Annotated in this window: 14 protein-coding genes; 11 read left to right on the top strand and 3 right to left on the bottom strand. The window is 39.8% G+C overall.

Going from position 1 to position 16,626, the window contains the following annotated elements; genetic code table 11:
* The first annotated feature begins 350 nt into the window (after nucleotides 1-350).
* Nucleotides 351-1,118, top strand: a complete 768-nt coding sequence (locus EMK97_RS14080; protein ID WP_130603232.1) for a peptidylprolyl isomerase — start codon at nucleotides 351-353, stop codon at nucleotides 1,116-1,118.
* A 63-nt stretch (nucleotides 1,119-1,181) separates the two neighbouring features.
* Here the strand turns inward: EMK97_RS14080 and EMK97_RS14075 are convergent, their stop codons facing one another.
* From EMK97_RS14075 to EMK97_RS14065, 3 genes are all read right to left on the bottom strand, one after another.
* On the bottom strand, nucleotides 1,182-2,441 hold the full coding sequence (locus tag EMK97_RS14075; protein ID WP_130603230.1) for an ammonium transporter: 1,260 nt from the start codon (nucleotides 2,439-2,441) through the stop codon (nucleotides 1,182-1,184).
* 12 nt (nucleotides 2,442-2,453) lie between these two features.
* Nucleotides 2,454-2,792 (bottom strand): P-II family nitrogen regulator, encoded by a 339-nt coding sequence (gene glnK / locus EMK97_RS14070; RefSeq protein WP_130603228.1) that lies wholly within the window; start codon nucleotides 2,790-2,792, stop codon nucleotides 2,454-2,456.
* A 207-nt stretch (nucleotides 2,793-2,999) separates the two neighbouring features.
* Entirely contained in the window at nucleotides 3,000-4,922 is a 1,923-nt protein-coding gene (locus tag EMK97_RS14065; RefSeq protein WP_170176769.1) for a tetratricopeptide repeat-containing diguanylate cyclase, read from the bottom strand.
* Nucleotides 4,923-5,481: 559 nt separating this feature from the next.
* Here EMK97_RS14065 and EMK97_RS14060 point away from each other — a divergent pair.
* The 10 genes from EMK97_RS14060 (at nucleotide 5,482) to EMK97_RS14015 (ending at nucleotide 16,593) form a co-directional block, all read left to right on the top strand.
* The gene (locus EMK97_RS14060) at nucleotides 5,482-6,672 is read left to right on the top strand and encodes an alginate export family protein (protein ID WP_130603224.1); all 1,191 of its coding nucleotides are present in this window, start codon (nucleotides 5,482-5,484) and stop codon (nucleotides 6,670-6,672) included.
* 170 nt (nucleotides 6,673-6,842) lie between these two features.
* Nucleotides 6,843-7,454, top strand: a complete 612-nt coding sequence (locus tag EMK97_RS14055; protein ID WP_130603222.1) for an anthranilate synthase component II — start codon at nucleotides 6,843-6,845, stop codon at nucleotides 7,452-7,454.
* Between the two features lie 33 nt (nucleotides 7,455-7,487).
* Nucleotides 7,488-8,633 (top strand): HDOD domain-containing protein, encoded by a 1,146-nt coding sequence (locus EMK97_RS14050; RefSeq protein ID WP_130603220.1) that lies wholly within the window; start codon nucleotides 7,488-7,490, stop codon nucleotides 8,631-8,633.
* Nucleotides 8,634-9,013: 380 nt separating this feature from the next.
* A complete protein-coding gene (locus EMK97_RS14045) occupies nucleotides 9,014-10,228 on the top strand; it encodes an aspartate aminotransferase family protein (protein WP_130603218.1) in 1,215 nt (404 codons plus the stop codon).
* A gap of 83 nt (nucleotides 10,229-10,311) precedes the next feature.
* Nucleotides 10,312-11,328, top strand: coding sequence for an arginine N-succinyltransferase (gene astA / locus EMK97_RS14040; protein ID WP_130603216.1), 1,017 nt, complete (start codon nucleotides 10,312-10,314; stop codon nucleotides 11,326-11,328).
* Nucleotides 11,329-11,356: 28 nt separating this feature from the next.
* The gene (gene astD, locus EMK97_RS14035; protein WP_130603214.1) at nucleotides 11,357-12,820 is read left to right on the top strand and encodes a succinylglutamate-semialdehyde dehydrogenase; all 1,464 of its coding nucleotides are present in this window, start codon (nucleotides 11,357-11,359) and stop codon (nucleotides 12,818-12,820) included.
* Nucleotides 12,820-13,914, top strand: coding sequence for a succinylglutamate desuccinylase (gene astE / locus EMK97_RS14030; protein ID WP_130603212.1), 1,095 nt, complete (start codon nucleotides 12,820-12,822; stop codon nucleotides 13,912-13,914). The genes astD and astE overlap by 1 nt, the downstream gene beginning before the upstream one ends.
* A gap of 102 nt (nucleotides 13,915-14,016) precedes the next feature.
* Nucleotides 14,017-15,081 (top strand): N-acetyl-gamma-glutamyl-phosphate reductase, encoded by a 1,065-nt coding sequence (gene argC, locus EMK97_RS14025; RefSeq protein ID WP_130603210.1) that lies wholly within the window; start codon nucleotides 14,017-14,019, stop codon nucleotides 15,079-15,081.
* 20 nt (nucleotides 15,082-15,101) lie between these two features.
* Nucleotides 15,102-15,947 (top strand): acetylglutamate kinase, encoded by an 846-nt coding sequence (gene argB / locus EMK97_RS14020; RefSeq protein WP_130603208.1) that lies wholly within the window; start codon nucleotides 15,102-15,104, stop codon nucleotides 15,945-15,947.
* Between the two features lie 298 nt (nucleotides 15,948-16,245).
* Complete coding sequence (locus EMK97_RS14015; RefSeq protein WP_130603206.1) at nucleotides 16,246-16,593, top strand: DUF3802 family protein; 348 nt, start codon at nucleotides 16,246-16,248, stop codon at nucleotides 16,591-16,593.
* The last annotated feature ends 33 nt before the right edge of the window (nucleotides 16,594-16,626 follow it).

Here is a 16,626-nt window from a genome sequence, read left to right as displayed (position 1 = left end):
CGCTTTTAGTTAAAGTTGATATTATGCCACCGTTATTAGTATTAACTTAGCCAGCTGAAGAAAGTGGCTGGGCAAGCTCTCGATTTACCCTAGCTAAATATTCCAAGCGCGGTCAAGTTTACACTGGCAGCTTCAGTACTATGATCTGCTATAACAAGTTAAAACCAGTAGACGAATGCTACCTATCAGGCAATGTTAGAATCAAGTTAACACTTAGTAAATAACAGAAGATAACCGCAACTTTTCGACATTTCGCTACAATTAGGTAACATAATCCCCTTGCCAGAGACTAATACAAGATTTAACATGCCTGCACATTAATTTAACCAAGACTATGTCATTCAACGCCCATGTTAAAAAAAGTAATCTCTAGTTTATTATGCTGCTACAGCCTTGTCTCACTGAACAGCGCTCAAGCAACCATCGTCGAATTTCAAACTTCTCAAGGTAACTTTCAGGTAAACCTATTTGATCAAACAACACCTATTACCGTAAATAACTTTCTAAATTACGTTAATGAGCAAAGTTATACCAATAGCCTGATTCACCGAGCTGTACCCGGTTTTGTAGTACAAGGTGGTGGCTTTGAATTTGCCGGTGATTGGCCTTTAAGCTCATTAGCAAGTAATGGCGCAATTAATAACGAACCTGTGTACTCAAATGTTAAAGGCACCATTGCCATGGCCAAGCTTGGTGGCATTGTCAATAGTGCTTCAAACCAATGGTTCTTTAATTTACAAGATAACAGCAATAACTTAGACACTCAAAATGGTGGTTTTACTGTTTTTGGCCAAGTTATCGGTGATGGTATGGCCGTGCTTGAAAAAATTTCAGCATTGCAATTATGTAACAACAATGGCTTAAACGATATTCCTATGGTTGATTACACTAGCCAAGAATGTACAGATAAAGCGGTTCCTGGTTTAGAAAACTTTGTTGTAGTTGAACAAATTACTATTGTTGACTCTTCTGAGGTAACAGATGCCGATTTAACTAAGATTGAAAACACCTTAATTGATCAAGTCACTCCACCAACGCAACCTGAGCCAAGCTCTGGTGGTGGCGCTATGTATTGGCTGTTAGCTTTACTAAGCTTGCCTTTATTGCGAAAAAAATAAACAAGTAAAAGACAAAAAGCAGCCTAGGCTGCTTTTTCTTATATTAGCAATGAAGCATTAAACTCAAGTAAATTCAGGGTATGCTTCCATACCACAGTCTGCTTGATCAACACCGCTATACTCATCTTCAGCGCTAACGCGAATACCAATGATCTTTTTCAAAGCAAACCAAACAATAAAGCTAGTTACAAAAACCCAAGCAAAGATGGTAGCAGCACCAATTATCTGACCAACAAAAGTAGAGCTAGTATTGGTAATTGGCACTATCAATAAGCCAAACAAACCAACCACACCGTGCACTGAAATAGCACCAACAGGATCATCAATACGCAGCTTGTCTAACGCTAAAATAGACAAAACCACTATCACACCAGCAATGGCACCAAATAATGTCGCCTGAATAGCTGTCGGCGTTGAAGGCTCTGCGGTAATTGCCACTAAACCTGCTAGCGCACCATTTAATGTCATGGTTAAATCTGCCTTTTTAAACAAAACTTTAGCAAAAATAAGTGCTGATACAGCACCGGCAGCAGCTGCAGCATTAGTGTTTAAAAATACCATAGCAACTGAGTGAGCATTAGCAATATCACCAAGCTTTAACACTGAGCCGCCATTAAAACCAAACCAGCCCATCCATAAAATAAATGTACCTAAGGTAGCAAGTGGTAAATTAGCACCAGGAATCGCATTAATTTTACCATCTTTAGTATATTTACCTTTACGAGCTCCCAGTAATAACACACCGGCTAGTGCTGCAGCAGCACCTGCCATATGAACAATGCCTGAGCCAGCAAAGTCAGAAAAGCCTAAATCAGCGAGCGTATATAAGCCAAACACCGCATTTCCGCCCCAAGTCCAACTACCTTCCATTGGATAGATAAAAGCGGTCAACACAACAGTAAAGGCTAAAAATGCCCAAAGTTTCATACGTTCAGCAACAGCACCAGATACAATTGACATGGCCGTTGCCACAAAGACCACCTGGAAGAAGAAATCAGATGCGGCAGAGTAAATTGCACTGCCAGTAAAACCATCTTCGCGCGCAGAAAAATCTGCTAAGACTTTACTTGGGTCAACAGTCTCGATACCTGATAAAAATACCCCGCCACCATACATGATGTCATAACCTATGGTTAAATAGGCAATACACGAAATAGCGTACAATGCGACATTCTTCGTTAAAATTTCTGTGGTATTTTTTGCTCGAACTAAGCCGGCTTCTAACATAGAAAAACCAGCTGCCATCCACATAACTAAAGCACCACAAACCAAAAAGTAGAAGGTATCCATGGCGTATTGAAGTTGAAAAATATTTTGTTCCATAATACCTCCTAATTAAATTGCTTCAGCATCTTGCTCGCCAGTACGAATACGAACCGCTTGCGCTAAGTCATAAACGAAGATCTTGCCATCACCTATTTTTCCGGTATAGGCCGCCTTAGCTATAGTATCGACTAAGCGTTGAACAACATCATCATTGACAGCAATTTCTAATTTAACCTTAGGTAGAAAGTCCACCTGATATTCTGCGCCACGATACAGCTCAGTATGTCCCTTTTGGCGACCAAAACCTTTCACTTCACTAACAGTGATACCTTCAATACCAATTTCCGATATCGCTTCCCGCACATCGTCTAATTTAAATGGCTTTATTATTGCGTTTATTATTTTCATTTAGACCTCTAATAACATGTTCAATCTGACTGATATAAACAATACAATTGACATGCCAAAAGAAAATAAGGCTATTAATCAGCCAGTTAAGAGTTAGAGTGACGTAGTAAAAGCTGAGGTTGCACCAAAATGGCGCACAATAAGATATGGCTGTTTATCGCTGGTGCACTTGTACTAGTCACCAAAGCAGAAATTGAGTTTAGCTGATTAAGTTTGCGAACTTTGGTAGGGGTGACGCATATGCTGACGATATTGTATTACACAGTTTTTGCCATTATGTTTTGCCTGATACAAGGCTTTATCTGCTTGCGCATATAAATTTTCACTATCAGGTGCCGTGTCACTACGTTGGGCAACACCGATACTTAGGGTGACTTTAACCGCTTGTTTGTGTTCATCAGTAAACTCGTGCTCTGCCACTTGGCTAACAAGCCTATTGGCAATATCCATCACTTGATTAATATCTAAACGCGATAAAATGCACATAAACTCTTCACCGCCAATACGCCCGAGCACATCTTCACTTCTAAAAGTTTTTTGAGCAATATCAGCAACTTCTCGAATGACATAATCACCAAAAGGATGACCATAGCGATCGTTAATCAATTTGAAATCATCAATATCAATTAACAGCACAGCAATACTACCGCGACTGCCAGACGAGTTTATTAAAAAACGATCTAAATAATTAAAAATATAACGGCGATTGAATAACTTAGATAGTGGGTCTATCACAGATAAAGCTTGAATCTTTTCATGGCTTTTACGCTGCATCACCAAGACAAAGGCAGCAAAAATAACTAATATACCCGCCATAATAATAATATAGCTTTGTAGCTGATTTTTTTGCTCTTGCTGTTCAACCTGAAGCTTTAACACTTTGGCTCTTTGTTTGAGCAACGAGCTTTCCACACCTTGTCGCTCCATTTCCAAATTAGTTCTAAGCTTTGCTAAGCGCTCAGATGACTTAGCTTCTAATAAAGCGTTATTCTTTTCATGATAAGCCAATAATAACTGATAGGCTTTATTGCCATCACCTTGAGCAAAAGCCAAGCTTGATGCTATTTTATCGACTTCAATTTGCCAGCGCGTATTAGTCAGCTCAGGCAATTGCGCAAAGATATCACTAGCGCGCTTTAAGGCTTGTTCAGCTTGTTCCAGTTCATTTAAAGCAATAAGGCACTGCGCCTTGCGCTTTAATAACTCAGCATCATAATCAATCAGACCATCTAGCTGCAGTGCTCTATCAATAACAATAATTGCCTGCTGGCAGTCGCCTTTTTCGGCATAAGACATACCTAAGCCATAATCAGCAAAATACAATATTTCACCACTGTGAAATTGACTAACCACTTGTCGATATTTTTTATAGTATGCAATTGCTTTATCGTACTTCTGCCAATAACGAAATGTTGCCGCTAAACCATTGTAAGCTTCTGCGGTATAACTTGGATAATTTAATAATTGATAGCTTTTTAATGCTTTTTGATAATACTCAATAGATTTGCCATATTCTTGCATATAGCCATAAATCGCTCCGTATACTTCATTAATGGTTGCGATTAAAAACTCATCATTAAGAGCAAAAGCGTCAATATAAGCCGCCTGCATATCTGACAAAGACGCCTCATAGTGTTCAGTTAAACTAAGCGTATATGCTAACTCTTGCTTAGAGCGAATAAATAAGTAAGATAAATTTTCCGCTTTTGCTTGCTCAAGCGCTAAAGTGAGTCGCTGTCTTGCTTCTTGATAGCGGCTTTCTTTTTGAAAATAAATCCCCAAAAACAAATTTACACTGATCACTTGTTCACTGCTAAAATCATCTTTGCTTGCATCGACAAGTAATTGCTCAGCGGCGGTTACTGTCTCAACATATTGGGGATATAAGTAAAGGAGGTGCTCTGCTTCAGCTTTTCGCAATAACCACCACAAATGAGTTTGCTTATCCATCGCTGGGTACGTATCTGGTAAAGCAACTAACTGCTGATAACTATGCCAGGGCTTTAAATAAATATTTTTACTGTAGTCTTTAAGTTCAACACCTTCAATCGTCACCTGCGCTTGTGCCATGCCCATAAACGAACATAGCCATAACAACACAATTAATTTATTTAGTATTGAGTTAAACAAAGATATTTTCATCCGTGATAAAAGCAGAGTTACAGCTAAACTAGCAAAATAAAACCAGTTGCTAGCCTAACAGCGATAAAGATTAATACCGTGAGCTTGACACTTAATAGTACACATTTTTAATGAGCATTACTTTAACAGTTTGCTCATAAAAAAACCTCTTCTTAGAAAATTTAATTTTTTGCCGAAATAGTTAAGTGACTTAGCTGTATTAGTATTTTAGCCCCGACAGTTAAACTCAAAAAATATCACTAACAAACAATAACTTAACTAAGACCCATGTTAAGAAACAATACTTATTTACATTTAGAGTATTAGTCTTGTTTTTAATTGCAGTTCATTTGTTGAATTAACTTTTTCGACTAAAGTAGTAGAAAAACTTGATGTATATCAAGTTAAATCATCTATTAGTTAACTTACTTTAACAACTTGATTTAAATCAAACTATCTTTGCTTGCGCGGTGCAAGAATCGACGCAGTTAGCGAAGCATGGTTACCAATAATAACAATAAAAACCGAATAACATATTTTTTACAAAACATGAAATTAGGATATTATTATGAAAACAAATGTAGGTAAATTTGCATTATCTCTAGTCGCTGCCTCTATTCTAGCAGCACCTGCAATGGCTGGCGAAACAGCACACGGTAAAGACATCACAGCCGCACTTTCAGATAGCAAAGTCAATGTAAACTTCCGCGCTCGTTATGAAGGCGTAGACCAAGATGGCATTGAAAAAAATGCTGATGCGCTCACATTAAAAAGCCGTATCACAGTAAAAACCGGTTCATACCAAAATTTCTCACTCGGTTTAGAAGTTGACAAAGTGCATGCCTTTGTTGATGACTATAACGTTCCTGGTGGCAGCAATGGCCAATACCCTGTAGTTGCGGATCCAGAAGGTACCGATGTAAACCAAGCGTTCGTAAAATATGCAAACAATGGTTTTAGTGCCATTGTTGGTCGTCAACGTGTTTTACATAACAACGAGCGTTTTGTTGGTGGTGTAGGCTGGCGTCAAAACGAGCAAACCTATGACGGTGCTCGTGCGCAATATAAAGGTAAAAACTTCGCTGTAGATTATAGCTATATTCACAATATCAACAGCATCACAGGTGGTAACGTTGGTGGTGACTTCCATTTAGTTAATGCTACCTACAAATTCAACAAGCAACACAAGGTTGCAGCGTTCACTTACATCTTAGATTACGACACAGCTCATGCTAACTCTAGCAGCACTTACGGTGGTCTTTATAACGGTAAGTTTGGTCCTGTTTTTGTTAATGCTAGCGTTGCTTCACAAAGTGATAATGGTGATAACCCAAATAGCTACACGGCTTTATACTTAAACGGTGAAGTAGGCTCTAAATTTGGCCCGGTTACTGTTTTAGGTGGCTATGAGTTATTAGGTAGCGATAATGGTGTTGGTTTTAACACACCACTAGCAACTAAACATAAGTTCAACGGTTGGGCTGATAAATTCTTAGGCACTCCTGGTAACGGTTTAGAAGATATTTACCTAACAGCTAAAGGTAAACTTGGCGGCGTAGCATTATCTGCTACTTACCATGACTTCTCATCTGATGAAGGCAGTGTTGATTACGGTGATGAAATCGATTTAGTTGCTAAATATGCCTTTAACAAAAACTACGGTGTATTAGTTAAGTATGCAGCTTACGGTAAAGGCGACAATGCAACAGCTCAAACTGATACCGACAAAGTATGGGTACAAATGACTGCTAAATTCTAAACACAGCAGTTAAAAGTAAATCATCTCCACTAAAAGTAAGAAGCTGGAACACACGCCGGCTCCTTACTTTTTTTATGCCTGTAAATAAAAGGCCTGCACAGTAATTGCCAGCCCTCACTAAAAACATTAGAATAGCCGCGCTTTTTTCTTGAGATGTATAGGTACTTAATTTGATTTTAATGATCGATAATTACGATTCATTCACCTTCAATTTAGTGCATTACTTTCAAGCACTAGGAGAAGAGGTTTATGTTTATCGCAATGATGAAATTAGTATCAAGGAAATAATCTCACTTGCACCAAGCTATTTGGTTATTTCACCTGGCCCATGTGATCCAGACAGTGCTGGTATTTCGCTTGATGTTGTTAAGCACTTTGCAGGAAAAATTCCTCTTTTAGGTGTTTGCTTAGGCCATCAATGTATCGCACAGTATTTTGGCGCAACCGTTGAAAAAGCCAAACAAGTGATGCATGGCAAAACCAGTGCTATTGAGCATACAGAAAAAGGCCTATTTGCCAACTTGCCTAAGCCATTAACCGTGACACGATATCACTCCTTAGTGGTAAATTCGGCAACATTACCCGACGAGCTAGAAATTAGCGCCTGGAGTCTTGATAATGAGGGTCAGTTTGATGAAATTATGGCGCTGCAACATAAACACCTGCCAATTTCTAGTGTACAATTTCACCCAGAGTCTATTTTAACTGAGCAAGGCGCACAACTTTTACAAAACTTCATTAAGGAAAATCAAGATTTTCCGATAAACTTAAAGAATCTATAGCAAAATACTGACGGCGCATATTAATTAATCTCTATGGAAATATTTCAAACCTCTGATTCTCTTTTATCTATCTATCGCCGCGCCATCAGCCTTGCGATAAGTAAAGACTATGCCGAACAACTTAGCGGCAAAGTAGATACAGTAGAGCACCAAGACAGTGAGCAAGAAAACCGCCGTAGAGAGCTACTTGATGTTGAAGTTCAAGCTCAGCAAGAAAAAATCATTGCCGATCATGGTGAAGCACACTTTCGCCAGCAAATCATGGGCACTTTTTATAATCAAGTAAATAGCCAAATTAATAGTGACTTTGATAATAAAGCGCACTTGTATCATAGTGTTCTAGGTATAGAAGATGCTGCGCCAACCATATTAGAAATGCTGGCCAAACGTGCTACCTCTATTAATAAAATTTACCCGCTAGCCGGCTCTTTAAGCTGGCTGACAAACGATTTAATTAATTTAGTCAATAAACCCCAGTACCGTAAAAGAGCTGATGTACAAGTAACCGACGGCAAGCTAGCCCTTAGCTATATAGGTTTAGATAACTTAAAGTTAGTTATGCCAACCTTTATTCTAAAACACTGGTTACCCAACAGCACTGCCCCTTATGGTTTAATGAAACGTAAGCTATGGAACGACAGTTTATCTGTAGCGCTGGCAGCAAAGGCGCTCGCTAGCGATAAAGACATGGACACCTTTAGTGCCTTTACCACAGGTATGCTATCAAATATTGGTCAGCTTGCTGTAACACGCTGTTTCCTTACCACCTTTCACGAAATGCATACCGCTGAGCTTAGAAAGGCGTATGACGATAAAGATAAACGCTTACATAATGTCTTAGTACAAATAGAAGCATCGCCTGATATTTTGCTAGAGCAAATTATTATGCGTAGTGCCAAATTATCTGCCGATTTAATTGAGCAAATGCATTTTGAACGCCTACAAATCACCGAAGCTGTGTTTGATTTAGCCTATGCACAAAGTATTGACAAAATGTGCCCTATTGCACAACTCGTGGCAAAAGCCAAAGCCTTTGTTGTTTTTCGCAGTTTAGCAAAAGATGATTTAATCGATGCAGATGAAACTAAAGCCTTACTTAGCAGCGTAAAATTATCACCCAGTGAAATTACCCTACTTAAAAAGAGCGATATCGATCACATTAAGCTGAATTTCAGCTAATATCGCTTCAAAATCGCAATTTTTAGCATTTTTTTTCTGATTATTTATGAAAAGCATAACTAATAGCCTTGATTTTCATCAAGCGCCTAGCCCTTAACAAATTCCCCTCATTGGCTAAATCTCATCCTATCTATAAATATTCAGTTAAAATGAATAAATCACCTCAAGCCTTTGTTTTATCTGGGCTTGAGCGTATTCAAACAAGACAAAACTGATTAAATCTGTCATAATGTGCGCCTATTTTTTAAATAGTTTAGTCCCAATCATTAAGCTTTAATGATTATTTTTTTACTGCTTTTTAACTATTGTCACAAAAATGCAGTAAGCTGTATTGATATTACTATTTAAAACTTTACCCACTTATTATTGAGGATTTTAAAATGTCAGAACATTTTCCTGTTGGTCGCGAATTATTTGATGATGTAATGGTGCCAAACTACGCACCTTCAGCGGTTATTCCAGTGCGTGGTCAAGGCTCTCGAGTGTGGGATCAACAAGATAGAGAATTTATCGATTTTGCTGGTGGTATCGCGGTAAATTGTTTAGGTCATTGTCACCCAGCACTTGTCAGTGCATTAAAAGAGCAAGGTGAGAAAATTTGGCACTTATCAAATGTTATGACAAACGAGCCAGCATTACGTTTAGCCAAAAAACTTGTCGACAACACTTTTGCTGACAAAGTTTACTTTTCAAACTCTGGCGCAGAGTCTAACGAAGCGGCATTAAAGCTAGCTCGTCGTTGGGCATTAGATGTTCACGGTGAAGAGAAATCACAAATCATTGCCTTTAAACAAGGTTTCCACGGCCGTACATTCTTTACGGTAACAGTTGGTGGTCAAGCAGCTTATTCTGATGGTTTTGGCCCTAAGCCAGGTGCAATCGATCACGCAGAATACAACAACTTAGATAGCTTAAAAGCACTTATCTCAGACAAAACTTGTGCTGTTATGATGGAACCTCTTCAAGGTGAAGGTGGTATCGTTTCTCCTACACCAGAATTTGTTAAAGGTGTGCGTGAATTATGTGATCAACACAACGCACTATTAATTTTTGATGAAGTACAAACAGGTATTGGCCGTTTAGGTAGCTTATATGCATACGAAGAATTAGGCGTAACACCTGATATCTTAACTTCAGCTAAAGGCCTAGGTGGCGGTTTCCCAATCGGCGCTATGCTAACGACTACAGATATTGCTAAGCACTTAAAAATTGGTACTCACGGTAGCACTTACGGTGGTAACCCATTAGCGTGTGCGGTAGGTGAAGCTGTTTTAGATACGGTAAACAAACCAGAAGTTTTCGACGCTGTTAAAGCTAAGCATCAGCTTTACGTTGACGGCTTAAATGCTATCAACGAAAAGTACAACGTATTCACAGAAGTTCGTGGTAAAGGTTTATTAATTGGTGCCGTATTAAACGAAAACTACCAAGGTAAAGCAAAAGACTTCTTAGTTGCAGCAATGGAAGAAGGTGTAATGACACTTGTTGCTGGCGCTAATATTGTTCGTTTTGCTCCTTCATTAGTGATCCCTGATGAAGACATTGCTGAAGGTTTAGCACGCTTTGAAAAAGCTGTTGCTAAATTAGCAAGCTAATCTCATTGCTTTAAGCTATTATTCATGCCCAATTACTTGGGCATGAATCCTCTTTTCCCCGCGGCACCCTTTGAGAGCATTTTATGATTATCGTACGTCCTATCCAACAAAGCGATTATGACGCTTTATATCGTATTGCTGTAGAGTCAGGTCATGGCTTTACATCACTACCGGTAAATGAAGAACTACTACGCAACCGTATTGCCCACACAGAAGAATCCTTTGCAAAAGATGTAACCTCCCCAGGTAATGAAGGCTACTTATTTGTTATGGAAGATACCGAAACAGGCGAAGTAGTTGGCACAAGTGGCATTGAAGCCGCTGTTGGTCTAGACGATGCATTTTATCATTACCACTTAGGCAAAGTTGTTCATAACTCACGCGAGTTAAACATTTACAATACGGTAGAAACCCTGTCACTTTGTAATGACTACACTGGTGCGACTGAAATTTGCACGCTATTTTTAAGTGAAAGTCACCGCAAGAACAACAATGGTCGTTTTCTTTCTCGTTTTCGCTTTTTATTTATTAGCGAACATCAAGAGCGCTTTGCTAATACCGTTATTGCCGAAATGCGTGGTGTTTCCGATGAAAATGGCCGTTCACCATTTTGGGAGTGGTTAGAAGAGCACTTCTTCTCTATGGATTTCCCAACCGCTGATTATTTAACTGGCATAGGTAAAAAAGTCTTTATCGCAGAATTAATGCCTAAATACCCAATTTACGTTAATTTACTCAGCAAAGAAGCACAAGCTGTGATAAACCAAGTGCATCCACACACTGTACCAGCAGTGCGTTTACTCGAAGCAGAAGGCTTCTCTCGCAGAGGTTATGTCGACATTTTTGACGGTGGTCCAACCGTTGAAGCTAACGTGCATAACATTAAAACGGTTAATCATAGTAAACGCTGCCAAGTCATTATTGGCGAAGTACAGTCATCAGAAAATTACATTATCTGTAATACTCAAGTAAGTAACTTTAGAGCAACACAAGCGCCAGTATCACTACGCGCAACGGCTGAGCAAGTGGTTATCAGTCAAGATGTTGCTAATGCCTTAATGGTTCAAGAAGGCGACTGGGTTCGTCTAGTAGCGAACTAGCACTCACTTACTGAATTTAGGAGCAAATATGTCAGAGCAAACACAATTTATTCAAGGTACTTGGCTAAAAGGCGAAGGACCATTATTTACTTCAACTAACCCTGCTGATAACCAAGTACTTTGGCAAGGCAATGCTGCATCTGCTGCGCAAGTAGATAGCGCGATCGCTTCAGCTCGCCAAGCATTTTATCAATGGGCAGATTTATCATTTGATGCCCGTTTAGCCATTGTTGAGAAATTTGCTGAAGTATTAGCAGAGCATAAAGAAGAACTCGCTGTTGCCATCGCCAAAGAAACCGGTCGTTTACTTTGGGAAACTCGCACAGAAATTGGCGCTATGATCGGCAAAGTTGGTATTTCAGTACGCGCATATAAAGAACGTACTGGTACAGTTGAAAACCCTATGCCTGGTGCTAAAGCCTATATTCGTCATAAGCCACACGGCGTTGTTGCTGTGTTTGGTCCATACAACTTCCCTGCACATTTACCCAATAGCCATATCACGCCAGCGCTATTAGCAGGTAATACCGTGGTATTTAAACCAAGTGAACTTACGCCGTTAGTTGCTGAAATCACTATGAAGCTTTGGCAAAAAGCAGGCTTACCAGAAGGTGTTATCAACCTAGTGCAAGGTGAAGTTGAAACGGGTAAAGCGCTAGCAAGTCATAAAGGTATTGATGGTTTATTCTTTACTGGCAGCTCGGCAACGGGTCACTTATTGCATCAGCAATTTGCTGGTCAGCCGGGTAAAATACTTGCCTTAGAAATGGGTGGTAATAACCCGTTGATTGTTAAAGATGTTGACGATGTCGATGCTGCTGTTCACGATATTATTCAATCAGCCTTTGTTACGACAGGCCAGCGTTGTACTTGTGCTAGACGACTATTTTTAGAAAACAATGCCAAAGGCGATGCCATTTTAGCGCGTTTAGTTGAAGTAACTAAACAAATTAAAAGCGGTGCTTATGATGATGAAGATGCTTTTGTTAGCTCACTTATCTCAGAAAAAGCGGCATTGGGCATGATAGCAGCACAACAAGAGCTGATTGATTTAGGTGGTACTGTGTTAGTAGAAATGCAGCACACACCAAATACTGGTTTTGTTACGCCAGCCATTGTTGAAGTCACTAATGTTGCTAACATTCCTGATGAAGAGCACTTTGGTCCGTTATTAAAAGTGTATCGTTACAGCGACTTTGACCAAGCAATCGAACAAGCAAACGATACCAGTTTTGGTTTATCTGCGGGTTTATTAAGTGATAGTGAAGACTTGTGGAACAAGTTCTTAACTCGCATTCGTGCAGGTATTGTTAACCGTAACCGTCCAACCACTGGCGCAAACAGTGCAGCACCATTTGGCGGTATTGGCGCAAGTGGTAACCACAGAGCTGGTGCCTACTATGCAGCTGATTACTGTGCATTCCCTATTTCATCTGTTGAAGTTGAAAAAGTTGCATTACCTGAATCACTAAGCCCGGGATTATCATTCTAATGACTACCAATACCTCATTAATTGATGCTGCTTCGGTAGAATTTACAGAAGCTTTTAATGCCTTTAAAGAAACCGGTGACTTTCTTGCGCTAACCCAGCCGTTCGAGCAAGGCTTAACCAACCAAGAGAATGCTGATTTAATGTTTTCTCTTGAGCAAGCAACCGCCAAGTTACTTGATACTGGGGTGTTAGTTATCGAGCCAAATGAGCTAGCTCAGCCATTAAAAAATATTGTTATTTCATCTGGCATTCACGGTAATGAAACCGCGCCAATTGAAATTGTTAACCAAATGCTTAAAGACATAGTACAAGGGCAGCGTAAAGTTGCTCACCGTACTTTATTCATTATTGGTAACCCCGTTTCAATGAATATAAGCAAACGTTTTTCTGTGGAAAACTTAAATCGCTTATTTTGCGGTAAATACAAAGATATTGCGCCTTGTTATGAAAAAGAGCGAGCAGAAAAATTAGAAAGCTACGTCAGGAATTTCTTTAACCATGTTGGTAGTAACTTTGCGCCAAATGCAGCAACAACCTATCACTATGATCTACATACCGCCATTAGGCCGTCAAAACATGAGAAGTTCGCTATTTATCCATATCAAGGTGACAAGCCTTGGGACAAAGAGCAACTTGCCTTTATGCGTGCCTGTGGCGTAAATACTATTTTATTTGGTCATGCACCCAGCGGCACCTTTTCTTACTACAGCAGCGCTAACTTCTCAGCGCATGCCTTTACGGTAGAGCTAGGTAAGGTAAGAGGCTTTGGTGAAAATGACATGTCTAAATTTGCCGATGCTTACAATACGCTTTCAGCCTTTGTTAGCAATGAAGATCTCAAACTAAAAGCATTTGATAATGCAGATTTTAACCTGTTTAAAGTCTTGGGCGATATCACTAAATACACTGACAACTTTAAGCTAAACGTTGCCGATGATGTCAGTAATTTTACTGACTATCCAGCAGGTACCTTATTAGCTGAAGATGAGCAAAATTACCAAACAAGCCATGAAGGTGAAAGCATTGTATTTCCTAATGCTAACGTTGGTATCAACCAGCGTGCGGCGTTAATGGTAATACCTTGCCAGCTATAAGCTAATTACACAAGCGTCATACTGGTCCGCTTTAACGACCGGTCATTAGTTAATCGCATCACACAAATATAGCGATTAACCACTGAAAAGAAGAGGAAACTCATGAGCAAAACTAAAGTATCAATTATCGGTGGCGCAGGCTACGGCGCAGCTGAATTACTTCGCCACTTAATTGTCCGTGACGATGTGGAAGTATTACGTGTTTCAAGTAAAGACTATGTAGGTAAAACTATTGGTCAAGTACACCGCTCTTTATTTGGCCTTGAGAAAACAGATTTAGTTATCCAAGACATTACGCCACAAGAATGTGTAGCTGGTGCCGACATTGTTTTCCTTGCTATGCCTCACATCATCACTGCTCGAGTAGCAATGGAGTTATTTGACACTGGCGTACGCATTATCGATTTATCAGGTGATTTCCGCCTAGATAGTTTAGATGACTACATTCGCGATTACGCACCAGAGCACCCATGTGCAGAGCGTTTAGGTACCTTCACTTACGGTATGCCAGAATTAAATGCTGAAGCGATTAAAACAGCACAGCACGTTGCTAGCCCAGGTTGTTTTGCTACTGGTATTGCGGTTGGTTTATTACCTTTAGCAAAAGCAGGTATTTTAGTCGATAGCAATGTACGCACTGTTGCTATGACAGGTTCTTCTGGCTCAGGCGTTCGCCCAATTGAAGGTACTCACCACCCAGTTCGTACCAACAACTTAAAAGCTTATAAAACATTACAGCATCAACACAGAGCTGAAATTTTACAAACGTTAGGTAAAGCGGGTGCAAGCAATACCTCATTAGACTTTATCCCAGTATCTGCGCCATTAGTACGCGGTATCTTAGCTATTTCTCAGTTAGATTTACCTGAAAACTTCTCTGAAGATGATATTCAAAAGCTATACGAAGAATATTATGCTGATCACCGTAGTGTAATCGTAATGCCACTAGGTCAAAGCCCTGAAGTAGTAGCGGTTAAGAACACTATTCGTGTAGAAGTAGGCATTAGCGTGCGTATTGATGAAGAAACAGGTAAGCGTACGCTGGCATGTATCTCAGCTATCGATAACCTAGTTAAAGGTGGTGCAGGTCAAGCGATTCAAAGCTTCAACCTAATGACAGGTAAAGATGCTTCATTTGGTCTTGACCAACCAGGCATTTGGCCATAAGCCAACTGAGTGAGTTAGATATGACTTCAGTATCAAAACGCCAACCAATTGCGGTAGTAAAAGTTGGTGGTGATGTACTACAAGGTGAAATAGAACGTAGCGGTATTGCCGCTAACGTTAAAGACCTTGTTGATGCAAACTGGCGCGTGATTTTATTACACGGCGGTGGTCCTCAGGTTAACGAACTACAAGAAAAGCATGGTTTAACGCCAAACAAGGTTGCTGGTCGACGTATTACCAGTGAAGCTGATTTACTGGTTGTTAAGCAAGCTATCTGCGGTGAGGTTAATGTGAGTCTTGCGCAAGAGTTACAGCACGTTGGCGTTAATGCCTTTGCTTGTAATGGTGCTTCAGGCAAACTTATAACTGCTACTAAGCGTCCACCTAGAGTGATGTCTGGTGCTGGTGATAAGCCAATTGACTTTGGTGAAGTGGGTGATGTAACTAGCGTTAATGCTGAGTTACTTGACAACCTAACAGAGCTAGGTTTAGTGCCTGTAATTGCCACATTAGGTGTTGAAGCAGACTCAGGTCGCATATTTAACATCAATGCTGATACCACTGTGGTACAGATTGCTCGCGCACTTAAGGCTGATTTGTTGTTATTAACTACGGCGATAGGCGCTATCTACCATGACTTAAGTCAGGAAGATACACGTATTGCTCAAGTTAATGCAGAGCAAGCTAAAGCGCTTATTGACGATGGTGTTATTCAAGGTGGTATGATCCCTAAAGTTGAAGAAGCCTTATCTGTGCTAGCCGATGGCGTAAAAAACATTGCCATAGTTGGCCCGCAAATTAAAGGCGCTTTCCTTGACGTTGCCACCGGCAAAGGCGATAAAGGTACACGTATCTCGTTAAAGTAGCGGTACACGGCTGCTAGCCCTTTTAAAGCACCTATGTCTATACCAAGGCACTAGGTGCTTTTTTATTGCTTTAAAACAATGCCAAGAGGCCAATAGCTGGTAAGCGCTTGTCAAAATATCTTCTGCAATGATATAAATTAATCATGATTTATCGAACAAATGTTCATATTTTCTTGATATTGTCGATAAACTAAAATAATACCAAGTGAATTAACGCTTTGCTCATTCAATTGGTATAAGTTACTGCTATACTCAATCTAGCATCCATAAATCTTCTAAGGGTCAAAGTTAATTAGTTATGGTTACAGACACTGAAGGATATATCCATATAATCGAATACCTTACCGAGCATTTAAGCTTATTTGAGCATTCTAATAACGCGGCTCAAAACTCAACATCTGTTATGGAATTAATAGAAATAGAGCTTAGTGAGCAAATCATTGCCGTATGCAGCCAAAACGAAAGTCTAAGTTTTAACGAGCGTAATGCCATTATTCGCGAAGTGGATGCTATTGTTTATGACTTGGAAGAAATTCTATCGGGCGTCATCAATAATCCAGTAACACCTGAACAAGCAAGCTTTATAAAAGAGTTTGCTGGCCTTATCAAAAACCTCTTTGATAATGTCATCAATAGTTTGCAATAAATATTACTTAACCGTGACCAAAACAACTAACGC

Origin of the sequence: Litorilituus sediminis (assembly GCF_004295665.1) — a bacterium.
GTDB classification, from domain to species: Bacteria; Pseudomonadota; Gammaproteobacteria; order Enterobacterales; family Alteromonadaceae; genus Colwellia; species Colwellia sediminis.
Note: the sequence above shows the minus strand (reverse complement) of the source record. Positions and strands in the feature narration are given on the sequence as shown.